Source organism: Pseudomonas sp. LW8 (assembly GCF_041956865.1).
GTDB classification, from domain to species: Bacteria; Pseudomonadota; Gammaproteobacteria; order Pseudomonadales; family Pseudomonadaceae; genus Aquipseudomonas; species Aquipseudomonas siliginis.
The window spans coordinates 5078238-5097456 of sequence record NZ_CP168138.1; the positions used below are offsets into that span (position 1 = coordinate 5078238).

Below are 19219 nucleotides of genomic sequence, written 5' to 3' on the forward strand. Positions count from 1 at the left end.
CAGCTCCTACATTTGAAATGCGTTCAACCTGTGGGAGCGAGCCTGCTCGCGAAGGGGCCGGTACATGCGACAGATCATCTGGATTGGATAATGCTCAACCGCTCCCCCACCACCATCTCGGTAATCCAGTCCACCAGAATCGAGGTGTACGCCTGCTGTGACACCGGATCACTCAATGCGTGATCGGCGCCATCGATGATCCGGTGGGTCAATGAGTGAGTCTGCTGACACGCGGCGCGGTAACTCATGATCGTCGCGTGGGGCACGAAGTCGTCGGTTTCCGATTCCACCAACAGCACGTCGCCAGTGAATTGCGAGCAGGCATGCAGGGCGCGATTGCTGTCGGCGCGCACCAGCGTATTGCGATAATCGCGCAGATCGGCCTTGTCCAGATCGCGTTTGGGCGTGTGCCATTGCTCGTCGCGGTACAGCGCCGGCACGCGCAGCGCCAGCCAGCGCACCGGGCGCAATGACGTCAGGATCGAGGCCAGATAACCGCCATAACTGGTGCCGACCACGGCGATCGCCGAGGTATCCAGCGCCGGGTGCGCCAGCAGGCGATCGTAGGCCGCCAGCAAGTCACGCAGATTGTCTTCACGGGTCACCCGGGTCAGCGGAATTCCTGTGCCGCCGGTGTGCCCGCGCAGGTCGAAGGTCAGGCATACGCAACCCAGGCCGGCGATGCCTTTGGCCCGCTCCAGATCACGTTCCTGACTGCCGCCCCAACCGTGAACAAACAACACCCCCGGGACTTTCGATTTGGGACTGAGAAAAGTCCCGCTCATCTGTTCGTCATCAATGTCGATTTGAATGCATTCGCTTCTAGCCGTCATAGGATTGGACCGTCACATATTTGAGAAGAAACGCGCTGTTTTCCGCCGGGCCGCGATAGACCTCGATGGCGTCCGCCGGCAGCGCCTGATCGATGTAGGTTTCCACCGACGACACACGGATGGCGCGCATCTGTGGATCGTTGACGAAGCTTTGCAGCGCCGCCACTTCAGCGCTGCTGGCACCACCCATGCGCCAGGATTGTTCGAGCACGCCGCTGCGCGGGTTGCCGCTGGCGTCGAGGCCTTGGGCGATATCGTAATTGCGCCGCGAGGCGAAGAAGCGTGGGTAGGCTTCGTTGGCGGCACTGTCGAAGACCTGCGCCTGCTCGATGGCCAGACGCACATCGTCAGGCAGATCCAGCGCGAGCAATTGGTCATAGCCGCCCTGCACCACCAGCAGATTCGAGCCGCCGTAGACCTCTTCGCCCTGACCGTCCTCAGTCAAGTATTGATCACCACAGTAGCTCAACACTTTGCCGCCGATGAACGACTGGCCGACGCTGTGGGTGACGACGTTGCGCAAATCCTGCTCCAGCACTACGCCGTCACTGAACACGCTCTCCGCTTCTGGGCGAGCGAGGATTTCATCGAACGCGTCGAGGCTCTTGATCACTTCCTGGCCGCGACCGGCGCAAGCGTGAATCGGCTTCAAGCGAATCGGCCCGGCGTACAACAGATGCTCGGCGGCGGGCCGCGCATCTTCCAGGGCGAATACGCTGAGACCGTCGAGCACAACGTTGCGCACCCGCTCCGAAAACAGCGGCGACCAGCCTTGCGGCGCGTGCGCCAGATGGCTGCGCAAGCCGTGGCTGATGGCTTTGGTGCAGATGAAATCGTATTCGACGTAACCGCCCCACAAGTCATCGGGGCCTTTGATGCCCAGCGCTTGAGCGTGGGCGGCGCCAACGATGGTTTGCGTTGGCAGCAGATACAGCTCGCGGCCCTGATGTTTGGCCGGATCGAAACTGCCGCCGAATTTGCAGCCGAGAATCTGCGCCAGCCAACGCGCCAGTGCCTTGTTGGTCTCGACTTCATGTTGCGGCGCCTCGGCACGCACCGAATGGGCCACGACGATTTTGTTGCTGGGTGTCGGGGTCATGCGTTCCCCTTTTATCAGTCGATGGGTTCTCAAAGGAAATTGCAGAGATCAGGCCAATCAGCGATCCCCACGAACCGCCCGATAATTGGGAGCTTGCCGTGACTGTGCTGGCATCACGCCTGTTTCAAACTGCACGACAGCGCGCAAAACTCCGGCAAATTGCACGATCTCTCACCCTCGCCGCGATCATTGTGGGAGCGAGCCTGCTCGCGAAAGCGTAGTGTCAGCCGACTACAATTCTGTAGATCCAGCGCCTTCGCGAGCAGGCTCGCTCCCACATTAGTTCATCGTCGTTCTGGGAGCGGGATTCACACCAAACCGCCCCCGGTACTCACTCGGCCCAAGCCCGGTAATCTTCTTGAAGATCGCACGAAACGCGCCCGGATCCTGATAGCCCACCGTCCAGGCAATGTGGTCGATCGTGCCATTGGTGAACTCGAGCATTTCCCGCGCCTTGCCGACCCGCAAGTGCTGGCAATACTCGGTCGGTTTCAAGCCTGTCGCGGCGCGGAATCGGCGCAGGAAAGTACGCTCTTCAAGTCCCGCACGCTCAGCCATCGCCGTCAGCGAAACATCCGTCGCCCCGGTGCTTTGCAGCCAGTGCTGGACCTTGAGAATCGCCGCGTCGCCATGGCTGAGGATCGGTGCGAAATTGCTTCCGCATTCACTGGCGCTGTCGCTGTGTTCCATCACCAGAAAACGCGCGGTCGCGGTGGCGATGCTCGGGCCGAGCAAGCGATCGACCAAGCGCAACCCCAATTCCGACCAGGCCATCAGCCCGGCCGTGGTGATCAGGTCGCCGTCGTCGACAATCGGCGTGTCGGCCTTCAGCTTGATCTTCGGGTAACGCTCGGCGAAAGCCTGGGCCGAGGTCCAGTGCGTGGTGGCGCTGCGACCGTCGAGCAAGCCGCTTTCGGCGAGCATCAACGAGCCCACACAAACACCACCAAGGGTTGCGCCGCGCGCATGCTGATCGCGCAGCCATTGCGCAAGACTCACGGTCATCTGCGCCGCATCGAACCCGCCGAGGGACGGCGGAATCAGCACGGCGAGCAAACCGTCCTCGTCGCCCGGATGACTGTCATAGACCCGCGTCGGCAGCTGCTCGCCCTCAACCTGCCAGTGACTGACCCGCAGCACGGGCAATTGCACAGCCTGATACTCGGCAGCGATGCGATTGGCCACGGCGAACAGATCGGTCAGACCGTGCACCGCCGCCAGTTGCGCGCCGGGGTAAATCAGCACGCCCAGTTCAGCGGTGGCGGCTCTTTGTGCAGCCATTGTCAGTTTTCCCCCGTCTATTGTCGGTGCGGCCAATCCTCGAATCCTCGGCCAGCGTCAATACTGAGGCCACACCCAATCACCGTCTCGAGGACAATCCCATGGCCAAGCAAGCGCTCATCGTAGTCGATATCCAGAACGACTACTTCCCCCAAGGCAAGTGGCCGCTGGTCGGCGCCGACGCCGCTGCCGATAACGCCGCACGGCTGATCGCAGCCTTCCGCGAAAAGGGCGATCCGGTGGTACACATTCGGCATGAATTCACCTCCGAAGACGCGCCGTTTTTCACTCCCGGCTCCGAAGGCGCGAAACTGCATCCGAAAGTGCTCAACCGCGCCGACGAACCGGTGGTGCTCAAGCACTTCGTCAACTCGTTCCGCGAAACCGAACTGAAAGCGGTGCTCGACGAACACGGCATCACCGACCTGATCGTGGTCGGCAGCATGAGCCATATGTGCGTCGATGGCATCACCCGCGCGGCGGCGGACATGGGGTATGCGGTCACGGTGATTCACGATGCCTGCGCCAGCCGTGATCTGGAATTCGATGGCCTGACGGTGCCCGCCGCTCATGTGCACGCAGCATTCATGTCGGCGCTGGGTTTTGCCTATGCCAGCGTGGTATCCACTGACGAGTTCCTGAGCAGCAACGCCTAGCAACAACTGCGCAATCTACTGGCCCGCCACGTTGCGGGCCTTTTTGCGTCTGTCATGAAAATCTCACGCGTGAGTCATTGATGGCACTTTGCATTGGTTGTAGTGTGGCCCACGCGTGAGACGCTCATAACCGGATTCCAGCCATGACAAGCCGCACTCCGACGCCTGCCGCAGCCAGCCCCAAGGGCGAGCGTGGCAAGGCGTCGGCAAAAAAACCGTCGAGCTTCTACATGAAGCAGATGCGCGCAGGCCTGGCCGCCGCCGGTTATGTGAAACACGAAACTTGGGTGCTTCCGGAAAACCGAAGCTTGCTCAAGCAAATGGAGCAACAGCTACGCCAACCGATTCTGGCTGGCTCTTTCATGTCGGAGAAATACATGAGCGCAGGCAACAACTGGACCATCGACAGCCTCTTCAATGCCCTCAAGGCGCTGGACGAGGTGGCTTCCCAAGAGATTTCGCTGTCCCTGATCCAGAGCTCCGAGCCGAGCATCAAGCTGGAAATGAACGAATTCGGCGGCCTGCCGATTCACATCGCCCTGGCCGGCCAGCAGATCATCGTCGACACCGTGCTGGTGGACATCGATTCGATCAGCAATGTCCAGGCGTTCAACGATGCCGTGCTGCGCAGCCGCGAGATGTTCCCGCTGTCTTCGATCGGGATCGAATCGATGCCGAACGGGCAGACCGTCTACAACATGTTCGGCGCCCTCAGTGCTGATTCGAGCCTGACCAACGTCGTCACCGAGGTGAAAACCCTGGTCGACAACGTGCAGCGCGCCAGCGAAGCCTTCGAACACTTCTTCAAGTAATCAACAGGGAATATCCAATGACTCAGTCCATCTGGAGCAAGTTGTTCACCGCACTGCGCGGCGGCGCCAATGAAGTCGGCGAAGCCATCGCCGACCAGCAGGCCCTGCGCATCCTCGATCAGGAAATCCGCGACGCGGACACCGCGCTGTCCAATGCCCGCCGCGAACTGGTAACGATCATGGCCAAGCACAAACTGGCCGCCGACCGCGTCAGCGAATACGACGCCAAGATCAAGGACCTCGAAGCCAAGGCTGTGGCCGCGTTGAATGCCGGCCGCGAAGACCTTGCGCTGGAAGTGGCCGAAGCGATTTCGACCCTGACCAACGACCTTGCTGCCGAGAAGAAACTCAGCGATGAATTCGGCGCCTACGCCGACAACATGCGCAAAGACATCAGCAAAGCCGAATCGCGGATCAAGAGCCTGCGCCAGCAAGTGGACATGGCCAAGGCCCGCGACAGCGTGCAGAAAGCCCAGGTCAGCGCCTCGATTGCCAGCGGCGGCGCCAACGGCAAACTGGAAACCGCGGTCGGCACCCTGAACCGCCTGCAAGCCAAGCAGCAGCAACGCGCTGCCGAACTGAACGCCGCAGACGAACTGGCCGACGCCTCCACCGGCAACGACCTGGAACGCAAACTGCGCGACGCCGGCATCACGCCGAACGAAGGCAGCGCCAATGCAATCCTTGAGCGGCTGAAGCAGAAGTCCGCGCAGTAAGGACTGAACGGTAACTTGTGGGAGCGAGCCTGCTCGCGAAAGCGTCGTGACAGTCAAATAATCGAGTGACTGACACAACCCATTCGCGAGCAGGCTCGCTCCCACATGGTTTTGCGGCGTAATTGCCCCTGCTCGTTCACCGCTTCGCCCGTTACACTACCGCCACTTTTTCACCCGAACACCTCCACCCGCTTCAAGGAACGTACCCATGGGATGGTTTAAAGACTTGCTCGGCACCAGCAATTGGCAGACCGCTGCGCCAACGACCACCGGCGCCAGCGGCCCACTGGGCATGGCTCAAGGCAAAGGCGTGCGCTTCGACACGACCCTGGCGTTGCTGCTGGAAGGCTCGACTTCGGTGCGGGTGCCATTCGATCAAGCGGTGTGGAGCGCCGGCTGGGTCGATCTCGGCCAGTCCAACAAACTGCACCGCTATTACATGAACGACGAGGATTTCTGGGTGCAGATCCACGTCACCGGCGATGATCAGGTCGAGTCGGTCACCCTGTTCAATTACCTCAGCTACGTGACGGTCAACAGTGACGCCGAACTGCAGCGTCTGGCCGGCCCCAACAGCCTGATCGGTCTGCCGACCTACAACCACGACGGTGTTGAATACGCCCGCGAATGGGGCACCGAACTGCATCAGACTGAACTGGTGCCAATGACCGAACACGTGGTCAATCCGGACGAGTCCTACACCATCAAGCACCACGCCATGCTGTATGCCCGCGACACCGGCCTGACCGATCGCCGCGAACTGCTGCTGTTCTCCGTCGAACAGGACGAAGAAGGCACCGTCAGCCTGAGCACTTCGCTGGGCATCTCGCTGTACACGACTGATTTGAGCGCCATCTAAAAAAGGAAGTTTTTCATGCTGGAAGTCTTGGCCGTTTCTCTGAACAAAACCGCGCTGGTCGGTTTCGTCGTCTACCTGATCGGCGCCGTGTTGCTGTTCATGCTGTTTCAATTCGTCTACACGCGCATCACCGCGCACAAGGAATTCGAGCTGATCCGTGCCGGCAACACTGCCGCCGCCATTGCCCTGTCCGGGGCAATCATCGGTTTCGCCATTCCGGCGAGCAACGTGATCGCCTACTCGGTCAACGTGCTCGACTTCGTCCTCTGGGCGGTCATCGCCGCCGTCGTGCAATTGCTGGCGTTTGTCGCTACCGGGCTGGTGCTCAAGGGCACTTCCCAGCGCATCGCCAACGGCGAAGTGGCGGCCGGCATCTATGTGGCTGCCGTGGCGATCAGCGTCGGCATGCTCAATGCCGCGTGCATGACCCCGTCCCACTGACCGGCAGGAAGCCTCTCGATGAAACGCAGCAAATACGTGCAATTGTCCCTCGCCGCATCGGTGGCGATGGCGATTTCCGGTGAAGCAGCGGCGCTGGATCAGCCGCGCAACTTCCAGAGCGTTGAACAGTGTGTCGACGCCGAATTGGCCGCCGATCTCTGCTCCAGCGCCTACGTCGCCGCCCTGAACGAACACCGGCGCATCGCCCCGGCCTACAACGACAAGGCCAAGTGCGACGCAGACTTTGCCGCTGGCTGGTGTCAGAAAAATTCCGATGGCCGTTTCGTGCCGAAACTCGGCGGCTTCAAAGTGCCGGGCAATGCCGAGACGCCGCAGGATCTCGATGCCATCGCCAATTCGCAAATGCCGGCGGGAGACACCACCAGCAGCAGTGCCAGCCACGGCGGCTCGCACTATTCCGGTGGCTCAGGTGGCGGCGGCAATGGCTGGCTGACCGGATGGCTGATCGGCAACGCAATGAGCAACAACGCCGAACGCACCGTTTACCGTGATCGCGAAACGCGCCAGCCGTTCAACACCTCAACGCAGTACCGCCGAGCTGACACAACCTCGCGCAGCCAGTCGGATTACGAGAGCAGCAAAAGCAAACCGGTGAACGTTGCGTCGTCGACTTCGCGCGGCGGTTTCGGCAGCCAGTCCAGCGCCCGCAGCGGTTGGGGTGGCTGGGGCAGCAGTTCCGGACGCTCGAGCAGTTGACATGAAAAAGATCCACTGCGCCGAGCGCCCCGACTGGAAACACACCGCTGAAAGCCTCGGTTTCCTGTTCCACACCATCGACGACGAACCGTACTGGGACGAAAGCGCCTACTACCAGTTCAGCCTCGCGCAGATCGAAAACGATCTGGAAGACCCGACCACCGAACTGCATGAGATGTGCATGGACCTGGTGGATCGCGTCGTCAACAGCGAGGAGTTGCTCGATCGCCTGAGTATCCCGGCGGCGTACTACGACATGATCCGCACCTCCTGGCGCGAGGGTCATCCGCATCTGTACGGTCGCATGGACTTTTCCTACAGCGGCAACGGGCCGGCGAAACTGCTGGAGCTCAACTACGACACGCCGACCAGCCTCTATGAAGCGGCAGCCTTTCAATGGGGCTGGCTGGAACAGTGCATCGAGCGTGGCACGCTGCCGCCGCATGCCGACCAGTTCAACAGCATCGACACCAAGCTGCATCAGGCCTTCGCCGAGTTGCAGTTGAAGCGGCCGTTCTACTTTGCGTCGATGAAGGATTCGGTCGAGGACAAAGGCACCACCGATTACCTGCGGCTGATCGCGGAAAAGGTCGGCATCGAATCACGCCACATCGATATCGAAGACATTGGCCTGACGGCTGAAGGTCGTTTCGTCGATCTGCAGGATCGCTGGATCCCGCACCTGTTCAAGCTGCACGCCTGGGAATTCATCTTCCACGAGCCGTTCGGCGCAGCGATCGCCGAATGCGATACGCAGTTTTTCGAACCGGCGTGGAAGGCGATTCTGTCGAACAAAGGTGCCCTGCCGCTGCTGTGGGAATTGCACAAGGGCCATCCGAATCTGCTCGCTGCGCACCTTGATCCGAATCCGCAGAGTGCGGTGCCGAAGGGCTGGGTGCGCAAGCCGTACTTTTCCCGCGAAGGCGCCAACATCGAGCTGCAAACGACGGAAGGTCTGATCGTCAAAGAGGACGGGCCTTACACCGATGCGCCGTTCATCCTGCAGGAGTTCGCACCGCTGCCGAAGTTTGGCGACAGCTACACGCTGATTGGCTCGTGGGTGATTGGCGATGAGGCAGCGGGGATTGGTGTGCGTGAAGACAATAGTCTGATCACCAAGGATTCAAGTCGATTTTTGCCGCACCTGATCCTGGATTAAGACGAAGTTACCTTGTGGGAGCGAGCCTGCTCGCGAAAGCGTCCTGTCAGTTACAGGTGCATCGACTGATCTGACGCATTCGCGAGCAGGCTCGCTCCCACAGGAGATTGTGAGTAGCCAGGAATTTCCTGAACAAAAAAGGCCCGTCGTTTAAGCGACGGGCCTTTTTCATTCAAGACGGTTACAGCGGCAAATCAGAACGGAATATCGTCATCGAAGCTGTCGAAATCCGGAGCCGGTTGCGGTGCGGCCTGCTGCGGTGCTTGCGGAGCCGAACGCTGCTGTGGAGCCGACTGCTGCGGGCGCGGTGCCTGCTGACGTGGCGCCTGCTGCTGGTAGTTGTTGCCGCCGCCTTGCTGGTCGCCCTGTTGTGGACGGCCGCCGAGCAGTTGCATGGTGCCTTGCATGTCGACCACGATTTCAGTGGTGTAACGCTTGATGCCGTCCTTTTCCCACTCGCGGGTCTGCAACTTGCCTTCGATGTAGACCTGCGAACCCTTGCGCAGGTATTCGCCAGCGATCTCGGCAACCTTGCCGAACATCGACACACGGTGCCACTCGGTTTTCTCGACCTTCTGACCGGTCTGCTTGTCGGTCCATTGTTCGCTGGTGGCCAGACTCAGGTTGGTCACGGCATTACCGTTAGGCAGGTAGCGAACTTCGGGATCCTGGCCGCAAGTGCCGACCAATATGACTTTGTTAACCCCACGGGCCATAACGTTCTCCTAAGCGTCGCACGCAGCCCCGGCCGGGTTGTTGACCAGGCGTTCGAGGGTGGTGCGATCCACTAATTCTTTGTCCAGTTTGATGTAAACAGCCGCCTCTTCGGCGACTATCACTGCATCTGTTACCCCTACCAGGGCCTTGAGGCGCTCGACCAGACCCGCTTCGCGGATCGCTTCGGGCGACAACGGCAAGCGCAGGCTCGTCACGTAGGGAGGTTCGCGCATGGTAACAGCAAAGGCCAGCCAAAGTGCAGCCAGCGCGGCGCATCCGAGGAACACAACCGACAGACCGCCATGCTGGAACAACCAGCCGCCGAGTATCCCGCCGAGTGCCGAACCGAGGAACTGGCTGGTGGAGTACACGCCCATGGCCGTGCCCTTGCCGCCTGCCGGTGAAACCTTGCTGATCAGCGACGGCAACGATGCCTCGAGCAGATTGAACGCGGTGAAAAACACCACCGTACCGATCACCAGAGCACGCAGGCTGTCGCCGAACTGCCAGAAGAATAGTTCAGTCAGCATCAATGTCATGACGGCGCCGAGCAAAACTCGTTTCATTTTGCGTTTCTTCTCGCCGTAGATAATGAACGGGATCATGGCGAAGAACGAAATCAGCAGCGCGGTGAGGTAGACCCACCAGTGCTGTTCCTTGGGCAAACCGGCTTTTTCCACCAGTGCCAGCGGCAAGGCGACGAAGCTCGACATCAACATGGCATGTAACACAAAGATGCCCAGATCCAGGCGCAGCAGGTCGGGGTGCTTGAGCGTCGGCATCAGTGCCTGCCGGGCGACGCCGGACTCACGGTGCTGCAACGGCCCGGTGGATTGCGGCACCATGAACATGATGATCAGGATGCCGACCAGCGCCATGGCGCCAGTGGCGAGGAACAGCCCGGACAGCCCGAACGCACTGGTCAGTAACGGCCCGACCACCATGGCCACGGCGAACGACAGGCCGATGGTCATGCCGATCATCGCCATGGCTTTGGTGCGATGCTGCTCGCGGGTCAGGTCGGAAAGCAGCGCCATCACCGCTGCGGAAATCGCCCCGGCGCCCTGCAGGATTCGCCCGGCGATCACGCCCCAGATCGAATCGGCCTGGGAAGCCAGAACACTGCCGAGAGCGAAGACGATCAGGCCGAGGTAGATCACCGGCCGGCGACCGATGCGGTCGGAAATGATCCCGAACGGAATCTGGAAAATTGCCTGGGTCAGACCGTAAGCGCCAATCGCCAGCCCGATCAGGGCCGGGGTCGCTCCCGCCAGATCCATGCCATAGGTCGCCAGCACCGGCAACACCATGAACATGCCAAGCATACGGAAGGCGAACACCAGGGCCAGACCGCTCGCCGCGCGGGTCTCGCTGCCACTCATGCGTTCGCTGTGGGGATCGTGCATGGAAAAACCTCGTGTGAACCGGCGGCGATTCTACCAGTCCCATCGGAAGACGGGGTATATCGCGACGCTATGACGCGTATAGATGAAACTCTCTTCATGAACGGCAAAACGCCCTTCGTTTGATAGTGTGCATCCATCCAGTATTTGCCCGTATACTCCTACGTTTTCGACGCCCGCCAAGCGAGGCCACTTTGGACAAGATCCTGATACGTGGGGCCCGTACCCACAACCTGAAGAACATCGACCTGACCCTGCCGCGGGACAAACTGATCGTCATCACCGGCCTGTCCGGATCCGGCAAGTCGTCCCTGGCGTTCGACACGCTGTATGCCGAAGGTCAGCGCCGCTATGTCGAATCGCTGTCGGCCTATGCCCGGCAGTTCCTGTCGATGATGGAAAAACCCGACGTCGACACCATCGAAGGCCTGTCGCCGGCGATCTCCATCGAACAGAAGTCGACCTCGCACAACCCGCGTTCGACGGTCGGCACCATCACCGAAATCTACGACTACTTGCGCTTGCTCTATGCCCGCGTGGGTACGCCGCGTTGCCCGGATCACGACATTCCACTGGAGGCGCAGACCGTCAGCCAGATGGTCGATCTGGTGCTGGCGCAGCCGGAAGGCAGCAAACTCATGCTGCTGGCGCCGGTGATCCGCGAGCGCAAGGGCGAACACCTGTCGGTCTTCGAGGAATTGCGTGCGCAAGGTTTCGTCCGCGCCCGGGTCAACGGACGCATTTGCGAGCTCGACGAGCTGCCGAAGCTGGATAAACAGAAGAAGCATTCGATCGATGTGATCGTTGACCGCTTCAAGGTCCGCGCCGATCTGCAGCAACGTCTGGCCGAGTCTTTCGAGACTGCGCTGAAACTCGCCGACGGCATTGCCCTGGTCGCGCCGATGGACGACGAGCCCGGCGAAGAAATGATCTTCTCCGCACGCTTCGCCTGCCCGATCTGCGGCCATGCGATCAGCGAGCTGGAACCCAAGCTGTTTTCCTTCAACAACCCGGCCGGCGCCTGCCCGACCTGCGATGGCTTGGGCGTGAAGCAGTTCTTCGACATCAAGCGTCTGGTCAATGGCGAGCTGACCCTGGCCGAGGGCGCGATCCGTGGCTGGGACCGGCGCAACGTCTATTACTTCCAGATGCTTGGCTCACTCGCCTCGCACTACAAATTCAGTCTGGACAAGCCCTTCAACGACCTGAGCGCCGAGCAGCAGAAGTTCATCCTGCACGGCAGCGGCTCGCAGAACGTCGACTTCAAATACCTGAACGACCGTGGCGACATCGTCAAACGCTCGCACCCTTTCGAGGGCATCGTGCCGAATCTTGAGCGTCGCTATCGCGAAACCGAATCGGCGAGCGTGCGTGAAGAGCTGGCCAAGTTCCTCAGCCATCAGGCCTGCCCGGATTGCCGTGGCACGCGTCTGCGCCGCGAAGCCCGGCACGTCTGGGTCGGCGAGAAAACCCTGCCGGCAGTGACCAATCTGCCGATCGGCGATGCCTGTGAATACTTCGGTGCGCTGAAGATGACAGGGCGACGCGGCGAGATCGCCGACAAAATCCTCAAGGAAATCCGCGAGCGTCTGCAATTTCTGGTCAACGTCGGCCTCGACTATCTGTCGCTGGATCGCAGTGCCGACACATTGTCCGGTGGCGAGGCGCAACGGATTCGTCTGGCAAGCCAGATTGGCGCCGGCCTGGTCGGCGTTCTGTATATCCTCGATGAACCATCCATTGGCTTGCATCAGCGCGACAACGACCGGCTGCTCGGTACGCTCAAGCATTTGCGCGATATCGGCAACACGGTGATCGTGGTCGAGCATGATGAAGACGCGATTCGTCTGGCTGACTATGTCGTCGATATCGGCCCGGGCGCCGGTGTGCACGGCGGGCAGATCGTTGCCGAGGGCACGCCGGACGAAGTCATGGCACACCCTGATTCGCTGACCGGCAAATACCTGTCCGGCCGGGTGAAGATCGAAGTGCCGGCCAAACGCACCCCACGCAACAAGAAGCTCAACCTGTCGCTCAAGGGTGCGCGCGGCAACAATCTGCGCAATGTCGATCTGGACATCCCGATCGGCCTGCTGACGTGCGTGACTGGCGTATCCGGTTCGGGTAAATCGACACTGATCAACAACACGCTGTTCCCGCTAAGCGCCACGGCGCTCAATGGCGCGACCACGCTGGAAGCGGCTGCACATGACAGCATCAAAGGTCTGGAACATCTCGACAAAGTCGTCGATATCGACCAGAGCCCGATCGGCCGTACGCCGCGCTCCAACCCCGCGACCTACACCGGGCTGTTCACGCCGATCCGCGAACTGTTTGCCGGCGTGCCCGAGTCGCGCTCCCGGGGTTACGGCCCGGGGCGTTTCTCGTTCAACGTCAAGGGCGGTCGCTGCGAAGCGTGCCAGGGTGATGGCCTGATCAAGGTGGAAATGCACTTCCTGCCGGACATCTACGTGCCCTGCGATGTGTGCAAGAGCAAGCGCTACAACCGCGAAACCCTTGAGATCAAATACAAGGGCAAGAGCATCCATGAAACCCTCGAAATGACCATCGAGGAAGCACGGGAGTTCTTCGATGCGGTGCCGGCACTGGCGCGCAAGCTGCAAACGCTGATGGATGTCGGCCTGTCCTACATCAAGCTCGGGCAGTCGGCGACGACCCTGTCCGGCGGTGAAGCACAGCGGGTCAAGTTGTCGCGCGAGCTGTCCAAACGCGATACCGGCAAGACCCTGTACATCCTCGACGAGCCAACCACCGGTTTGCACTTTGCGGATATCCAGCAGCTGCTCGACGTCCTGCATCGCCTGCGCGACCACGGCAACACTGTGGTGGTCATCGAGCACAACCTCGATGTGATCAAGACCGCTGACTGGCTGGTGGACCTCGGTCCTGAAGGCGGTTCCAAGGGCGGGCAGATCATTGCCACCGGTACGCCGGAGGAAGTCGCCGAGATGAAGCAGTCTCACACCGGCCATTACCTCAAGCCACTGCTGATCCGCGATCGGGCTTAACTGCCAGGCATGAAAAAGCCCCTGTCACCGTTGAGGTGCCAGGGGCTTTTTTGTAGCTGGTGCAATCAGGACGCGTGGGATTGCAGGTAGTTCTCGAGACCGATCAGCTTGATCAGGCCCAACTGCTTTTCCAGCCAGTAGGTGTGATCTTCTTCGGTGTCGTTGAGCTGAACCCGCAGAATTTCGCGACTGACGTAGTCCTTGTGTTGCTCGCAAAGTTCGATGCCTTTGCACAGCGCAGCGCGGACTTTGTACTCGAGGCGCAGATCAGCTTCGAGCATCGTAGGCACCGTGGTGCCGACGTCCAGATCATCCGGACGCATGCGCGGCGTGCCTTCGAGCATCAGAATCCGCCGCATCAATGCATCGGCGTGGCCGGCTTCTTCTTCCATCTCGTGGTTGATTCGCTCGTAGAGCTTGGTGAACCCCCAGTCCTCATACATCCGCGAATGAACGAAATATTGGTCACGCGCGGCCAGTTCGCCGGTCAGCAACGTATTGAGGTAATCGATTACATCTGGGTGGCCTTGCATCGCCCTACATCTCCCTTCCTGAAAGTCTGTAGTTTGAACCAACCTGACTGGAAGGTCACTCACCGCACGCAATAAAAGCGAAGATATTCTGAGAAAAGCAGGCCAAATAACGCAAAAACCGCCCAAATGAGGGCGGTTCTGCTTCTCGTTTAGACTTCGTTAAGCTGTAGGCTGAGCAGCTTTGCGATTGCTTCTCCATACGCTGGATCGGCTTTGTAGAAATGCTGCAACTGGCGATCGACGACGTCGCTGGAAACACCCGCCATCGCACCGGCAATGTTGCTGACCAGCAGCGCTTTTTGCTCTTCGCTCATCAAGCGGAACAAGGCACCGGCATGGCTGTAGTAGTCGGTGTCTTCGCGGTGATCATAGCGATCAGCGGCACCGCTCAAGGCCAGCGCTGGCTCCGCGTAATGCGGCGCTTGCTTCGGCGACTCAACGTAGCTGTTCGGTTCATAGTTCGGCGCCGCGCCGCCATTGCTGCCGAACGCCATAGAGCCGTCACGCTGATAAGTATTCACCGGGCTGCGCGGAGCGTTCACCGGCAATTGCTGGTGGTTGGTGCCCACACGGTAGCGGTGCGCGTCAGCGTAGGCGAATACGCGACCTTGCAGCATGCGGTCTGGCGACAGACCCACGCCTGGCACCATGTTGCTCGGGCCAAATGCGGCCTGCTCGACTTCAGCGAAGTAGTTAATCGGGTTGCGGTTCAACTCCAGCTCACCAACTTCGATCAACGGAAACTCTTTCTGCGACCAAGTCTTGGTCACATCAAACGGATTCTCATAATGAGCCGCCGCTTGCGCTTCGGTCATGATCTGAATGCACACGCGCCATTTCGGGAATTCACCGCGCTCGATGGCTTCGAACAGGTCACGCTGCGCATAGTCCGGGTCGGTACCCGCCAAACGGGCGGCGTCGGCCGGCGTCAGGTTCTTGATGCCTTGCTGGGTCTTGTAGTGCCACTTCACCCAGTGACGCTCGCCTTTGGCGTTGATCAGGCTGTAAGTGTGGCTGCCGAAGCCGTGCATATGGCGATAGCCGTCAGGGATGCCACGATCAGAAAACAGGATAGTGACCTGGTGCAGCGCCTCAGGCGAATGCGACCAGAAATCCCACATCATCTGCGCGCTTTTCAAGTTGCTTTGCGGCAGACGCTTTTGCGTGTGGATAAAGTCCGGAAACTTCAGCGGATCACGGATGAAGAACACTGGCGTGTTGTTGCCAACGATGTCCCAGTTGCCTTCCTCGGTGTAGAACTTCAAGGCGAAGCCGCGCGGATCGCGCTCAGTGTCGGCCGAACCACGCTCGCCACCTACGGTAGAAAAGCGCAGAAAGGTTGGCGTTTGCTTGCCTACCGATTCAAACAGCTTGGCACTGGTGTATTCCGTGATGTCACGGGTGACGGTGAACGTACCGTAAGCGCCCGAACCTTTAGCGTGGACACGGCGCTCGGGAATGTTTTCACGGTTGAAGTGCGCGAGTTTTTCGATGAGATGGAAATCGTCGAGAAGCAGCGGACCGCGTGGGCCGGCGGAACGGGAATTCTGGTTATCAGCGACTGGCGCGCCACTGGCGGTTGTAAGCGTCTTGGTCTGGCTCATGCGGTCTTCTTCCTCTGTCAGTCTTGAACTGCCGGCTAATGGGCTTGGCGGGAAGTATTGATCATCGACGTTACAGCTACAAATTCATTAACCTGCAAGCATCGATAGATAATTACTAATTATGTTTTCCCGGCACATAGTGGCAGTTCAACCATGTCAGAAACTTGTATGGACGGCGCATTTCTTACAGACACAAAAAACCGGGCACTAGGCCCGGTTTTTCGTTTCAGACTGACGTCTTACTCGGCGGATACAGCTTCGCCAGCAGTAGCACGATCAACCAACTCGACGTACGCCATAGGCGCGTTGTCGCCAGCGCGGAAACCGCACTTGAGGATGCGCAGGTAGCCACCCTCACGGGTAGCGTAACGCTTGCCCAGGTCGTTGAAGAGCTTACCAACGATAGCTTTCGAACGAGTACGGTCGAAAGCCAGACGGCGGTTAGCCAGGCTGTCTGTCTTGGCCAGAGTGATCAGCGGCTCGGCAACGCGGCGCAGTTCTTTGGCTTTTGGCAGAGTAGTTTTGATCAGCTCGTGCTCGAACAGCGACACCGCCATGTTTTGGAACATGGCCTTGCGGTGCGAGCTGGTGCGGCTCAGGTGACGACCACTTTTACGATGACGCATGGTTCATTCCTTACCAAACACTACGTTCGGTGATTACGACGATCAGGCAGTCGCCTTGTCGTCCTTCTTAAGACTTGCAGGCGGCCAGTTGTCGAGGCGCATGCCGAGGGACAGACCGCGGGAGGCCAGAACGTCCTTGATTTCAGTCAAGGATTTCTTGCCCAGGTTCGGAGTCTTCAACAGCTCTACTTCGGTACGCTGAATCAGGTCGCCGATGTAGTAGATGTTTTCCGCCTTAAGGCAGTTAGCCGAACGTACAGTCAGTTCCAGATCGTCAACCGGGCGAAGCAGGATCGGATCGATCTCGTCTTCCTGCTCGACAACCAGCGGCTCACTTTCACCTTTGAGGTCGACGAACGCAGCCAGCTGCTGTTGCAGGATGGTTGCAGCGCGACGGATAGCCTCTTCAGGATCCAGGGTACCGTTGGTTTCCAGATCAATAACCAGCTTGTCCAGGTTGGTACGCTGCTCGACACGGGCGTTTTCCACCACGTAAGCGATACGGCGAACCGGGCTGAACGAAGAGTCGAGCTGCAAGCGACCGATGCTGCGGCTTTCGTCTTCATCGCTCTGACGCGAGTCGGCTGGTTCATAACCACGACCACGAGCTACGGTGAGCTTCATGTTCAGGGCGCCGTTAGACGCCAGGTTAGCGATTACGTGATCGGGATTAACGATCTCGACATCATGATCCAGCTGAATATCGGCAGCGGTAACCACCCCCGAACCCTTCTTCGACAAGGTCAGCGTAACTTCGTCACGACCGTGCAGCTTGATGGCCAGACCTTTAAGGTTCAACAGGATTTCAATTACGTCTTCCTGTACACCTTCGATGGCGCTGTACTCGTGGAGCACACCGTCAATCTCGGCCTCGACTACTGCGCAGCCGGGCATTGAGGACAACAGGATGCGGCGCAGCGCGTTGCCCAGGGTGTGGCCAAAACCACGCTCGAGAGGCTCGAGAGTGATCTTGGCGCGGGTTGGACTGACAACCTGCACATCAATGTGGCGGGGTGTCAGGAACTCATTTACCGAAATCTGCATGGATGCACCTATTTTCTAGCCCTTACTTGGAGTAGAGCTCGACAATCAGGCTTTCGTTGATGTCGGCGGACAGATCACTGCGAGCAGGAACGTTCTTGAAAACGCCCGACTTCTTCTCAGTGTCTACTTCTACCCATTCTACGCGGCCACGTTGGGCACACAGATCGAGAGCTTGGACAATGCGAAGCTGGTTTTTTGCTTTCTCGCGAACTGCAACCACGTCACCAGCACGAACCTGATACGACGGAACGTTTACGGTCTGACCGTTAACGCTGATCGACTTGTGCGATACCAGTTGACGGGATTCGGCACGAGTCGAACCAAAGCCCATACGGTATACAACGTTGTCCAGACGGCATTCGAGCAGTTGCAGCAGGTTTTCACCGGTTGCACCTTTCTTGCCAGCAGCTTCTTTGTAGTAGCCGCTGAACTGACGCTCGAGAACGCCGTAGATACGACGGACCTTCTGCTTTTCACGCAGTTGGGTGCCGTAGTCGGACTGGCGACCGCGGCGCTGGCCGTGGATACCAGGTGCTGCTTCAATGTTGCACTTCGATTCGATCGCGCGCACGCCGCTCTTCAGGAAGAGATCGGTGCCTTCGCGACGAGCGAGTTTGCATTTTGGACCAATGTAACGAGCCATTCTTTACAATCTCCTGGATTACACGCGGCGCTTCTTCGGCGGACGGCACCCGTTGTGCGGGATTGGCGTCACGTCGGTGATGCTGGCGATCTTGTAGCCACAGCCGTTCAAAGCGCGGACTGCGGATTCACGACCTGGACCTGGACCCTTGACGTTGACGTCGAGGTTTTTCAGGCCGTATTCCAGCGCAGCTTGACCAGCACGTTCAGCAGCTACTTGAGCAGCGAACGGGGTGGACTTGCGGGAACCGCGGAAACCCGAACCACCGGAGGTAGCCCAGGAAAGAGCGTTACCTTGACGGTCGGTAATGGTCACGATGGTGTTGTTAAAAGATGCATGGATGTGGGCGATGCCATCAACCACTGTCTTTTTAACTTTTTTACGAGGACGAGCAGCAGGTTTTGCCATGATTAAATTCCTGTCGATTCGCTGGGGCGATTACTTGCGGATCGGCTTACGCGGACCTTTACGGGTACGCGCGTTGGTCTTGGTACGCTGACCGCGTACTGGCAGACCACGACGATGACGCAGACCGCGATAGCAACCGAGGTCCATCAAGCGCTTGATTTTCATGTTGATTTCGCGACGCAGGTCACCTTCAGTGGTGAACTTCGCCACTTCGCCACGCAGCTGTTCAATTTGCTCGTCGCTCAGATCTTTGATCTTTGCTGCTGGGTTTACCCCAGTCACTGCACAGATCTTCTGCGCAGTAGTGCGACCAACACCATAGATGTAGGTCAGCGAGATAACAGTATGCTTGTTATCTGGAATGTTAACGCCTGCAATACGGGCCATTCAGTGGGACTCCAATTGACAGCTACCTACGCCCCGGAAGCCAAGAAATAGGGCGCGAGATAATATCGCTGTAATAACAAATAATCAACCCGGTAGCGCACTAGCTACCGGGCTTGAAGCACAATCACACTCAGCCTTGGCGCTGTTTGTGACGCGGTTCCGCGCTGCAAATTACTCGAACAACACCTTCGCGGCGAATAATCTTGCAGTTACGGCACAGCTTTTTCACCGATGCACGAACTTTCATCACCA

General features: G+C 59.1%; 21 protein-coding genes. 8 read left to right on the forward strand and 13 right to left on the reverse strand.

Annotation, left to right across the window (positions count from 1 at the left end; all coding sequences use genetic code 11):
* Positions 1-74: 74 nt before the first annotated feature.
* The 3 genes from AB9L16_RS22975 to AB9L16_RS22985 all read right to left on the reverse strand — a co-directional run bounded on the left by AB9L16_RS22975 (position 75) and on the right by AB9L16_RS22985 (position 3213).
* Positions 75-833 (reverse strand): S9 family peptidase, encoded by a 759-nt coding sequence (locus AB9L16_RS22975; protein WP_041477675.1) that lies wholly within the window; start codon positions 831-833, stop codon positions 75-77.
* Positions 823-1932, reverse strand: a complete 1110-nt coding sequence (locus tag AB9L16_RS22980) for a DUF3182 family protein (RefSeq protein ID WP_375122760.1) — start codon at positions 1930-1932, stop codon at positions 823-825. The genes AB9L16_RS22975 and AB9L16_RS22980 overlap by 11 nt, the downstream gene beginning before the upstream one ends.
* Before the next feature lie 279 nt (positions 1933-2211).
* Positions 2212-3213 carry a GlxA family transcriptional regulator gene (locus tag AB9L16_RS22985; protein ID WP_310219985.1) on the reverse strand — a complete coding sequence of 334 codons (1002 nt, stop codon included), beginning with the start codon at positions 3211-3213 and terminating at the stop codon, positions 2212-2214.
* A 101-nt stretch (positions 3214-3314) separates the two neighbouring features.
* Here AB9L16_RS22985 and AB9L16_RS22990 point away from each other — a divergent pair, with 101 nt between their 5' ends.
* The 7 genes from AB9L16_RS22990 (at position 3315) to AB9L16_RS23020 (ending at position 8573) form a co-directional block, all read left to right on the forward strand.
* Positions 3315-3869 (forward strand): cysteine hydrolase family protein, encoded by a 555-nt coding sequence (locus AB9L16_RS22990; RefSeq protein WP_375122761.1) that lies wholly within the window; start codon positions 3315-3317, stop codon positions 3867-3869.
* Between the two features lie 230 nt (positions 3870-4099).
* Positions 4100-4681 carry a YjfI family protein gene (locus tag AB9L16_RS22995; protein ID WP_225914461.1) on the forward strand — a complete coding sequence of 194 codons (582 nt, stop codon included), beginning with the start codon at positions 4100-4102 and terminating at the stop codon, positions 4679-4681.
* A 17-nt stretch (positions 4682-4698) separates the two neighbouring features.
* On the forward strand, positions 4699-5397 hold the full coding sequence (locus tag AB9L16_RS23000) for a PspA/IM30 family protein (RefSeq protein WP_016772954.1): 699 nt from the start codon (positions 4699-4701) through the stop codon (positions 5395-5397).
* A gap of 208 nt (positions 5398-5605) precedes the next feature.
* Positions 5606-6256, forward strand: coding sequence for a DUF2491 family protein (locus tag AB9L16_RS23005; protein WP_375122762.1), 651 nt, complete (start codon positions 5606-5608; stop codon positions 6254-6256).
* A gap of 15 nt (positions 6257-6271) precedes the next feature.
* Positions 6272-6697, forward strand: coding sequence for a DUF350 domain-containing protein (locus AB9L16_RS23010; protein WP_016772952.1), 426 nt, complete (start codon positions 6272-6274; stop codon positions 6695-6697).
* Between the two features lie 18 nt (positions 6698-6715).
* Positions 6716-7414: a DUF1190 domain-containing protein gene (locus AB9L16_RS23015; protein WP_375122763.1), complete on the forward strand. Its 699-nt coding sequence runs from the start codon at positions 6716-6718 to the stop codon at positions 7412-7414.
* Between the two features lies 1 nt (position 7415).
* A complete protein-coding gene (locus AB9L16_RS23020) occupies positions 7416-8573 on the forward strand; it encodes a glutathionylspermidine synthase family protein (RefSeq protein WP_252876986.1) in 1158 nt (385 codons plus the stop codon).
* 194 nt (positions 8574-8767) lie between these two features.
* Here AB9L16_RS23020 and AB9L16_RS23025 read toward each other — a convergent pair whose 3' ends face one another.
* Both AB9L16_RS23025 and AB9L16_RS23030 read right to left on the reverse strand, forming a co-directional pair.
* Positions 8768-9289, reverse strand: coding sequence for a single-stranded DNA-binding protein (locus AB9L16_RS23025; RefSeq protein ID WP_041477666.1), 522 nt, complete (start codon positions 9287-9289; stop codon positions 8768-8770).
* Positions 9290-9298: 9 nt separating this feature from the next.
* Positions 9299-10696, reverse strand: coding sequence for an MFS transporter (locus AB9L16_RS23030; protein ID WP_041477665.1), 1398 nt, complete (start codon positions 10694-10696; stop codon positions 9299-9301).
* Between the two features lie 191 nt (positions 10697-10887).
* Here AB9L16_RS23030 and uvrA point away from each other — a divergent pair, with 191 nt between their 5' ends.
* Entirely contained in the window at positions 10888-13722 is a 2835-nt protein-coding gene (gene uvrA, locus AB9L16_RS23035; protein WP_039761937.1) for an excinuclease ABC subunit UvrA, read from the forward strand.
* A 65-nt stretch (positions 13723-13787) separates the two neighbouring features.
* Here uvrA and bfr read toward each other — a convergent pair whose 3' ends face one another.
* From bfr to rpmJ, 8 genes are all read right to left on the reverse strand, one after another.
* Positions 13788-14255, reverse strand: coding sequence for a bacterioferritin (bfr, locus tag AB9L16_RS23040; protein ID WP_016772947.1), 468 nt, complete (start codon positions 14253-14255; stop codon positions 13788-13790).
* A gap of 149 nt (positions 14256-14404) precedes the next feature.
* Entirely contained in the window at positions 14405-15859 is a 1455-nt protein-coding gene (locus AB9L16_RS23045; protein WP_353189028.1) for a catalase, read from the reverse strand.
* 239 nt (positions 15860-16098) lie between these two features.
* On the reverse strand, positions 16099-16485 hold the full coding sequence (gene rplQ / locus AB9L16_RS23050; RefSeq protein ID WP_003176402.1) for a 50S ribosomal protein L17: 387 nt from the start codon (positions 16483-16485) through the stop codon (positions 16099-16101).
* Between the two features lie 42 nt (positions 16486-16527).
* A complete protein-coding gene (locus AB9L16_RS23055; RefSeq protein WP_016772946.1) occupies positions 16528-17529 on the reverse strand; it encodes a DNA-directed RNA polymerase subunit alpha in 1002 nt (333 codons plus the stop codon).
* Positions 17530-17551: 22 nt separating this feature from the next.
* Positions 17552-18172 (reverse strand): 30S ribosomal protein S4, encoded by a 621-nt coding sequence (rpsD, locus tag AB9L16_RS23060; protein WP_003176404.1) that lies wholly within the window; start codon positions 18170-18172, stop codon positions 17552-17554.
* A gap of 18 nt (positions 18173-18190) precedes the next feature.
* Positions 18191-18580, reverse strand: coding sequence for a 30S ribosomal protein S11 (gene rpsK / locus AB9L16_RS23065; RefSeq protein ID WP_002555466.1), 390 nt, complete (start codon positions 18578-18580; stop codon positions 18191-18193).
* A 30-nt stretch (positions 18581-18610) separates the two neighbouring features.
* Positions 18611-18967, reverse strand: coding sequence for a 30S ribosomal protein S13 (gene rpsM, locus AB9L16_RS23070; protein WP_003186020.1), 357 nt, complete (start codon positions 18965-18967; stop codon positions 18611-18613).
* Between the two features lie 130 nt (positions 18968-19097).
* Entirely contained in the window at positions 19098-19214 is a 117-nt protein-coding gene (gene rpmJ, locus AB9L16_RS23075; RefSeq protein WP_002555468.1) for a 50S ribosomal protein L36, read from the reverse strand.
* Positions 19215-19219 lie beyond the last annotated feature (5 nt).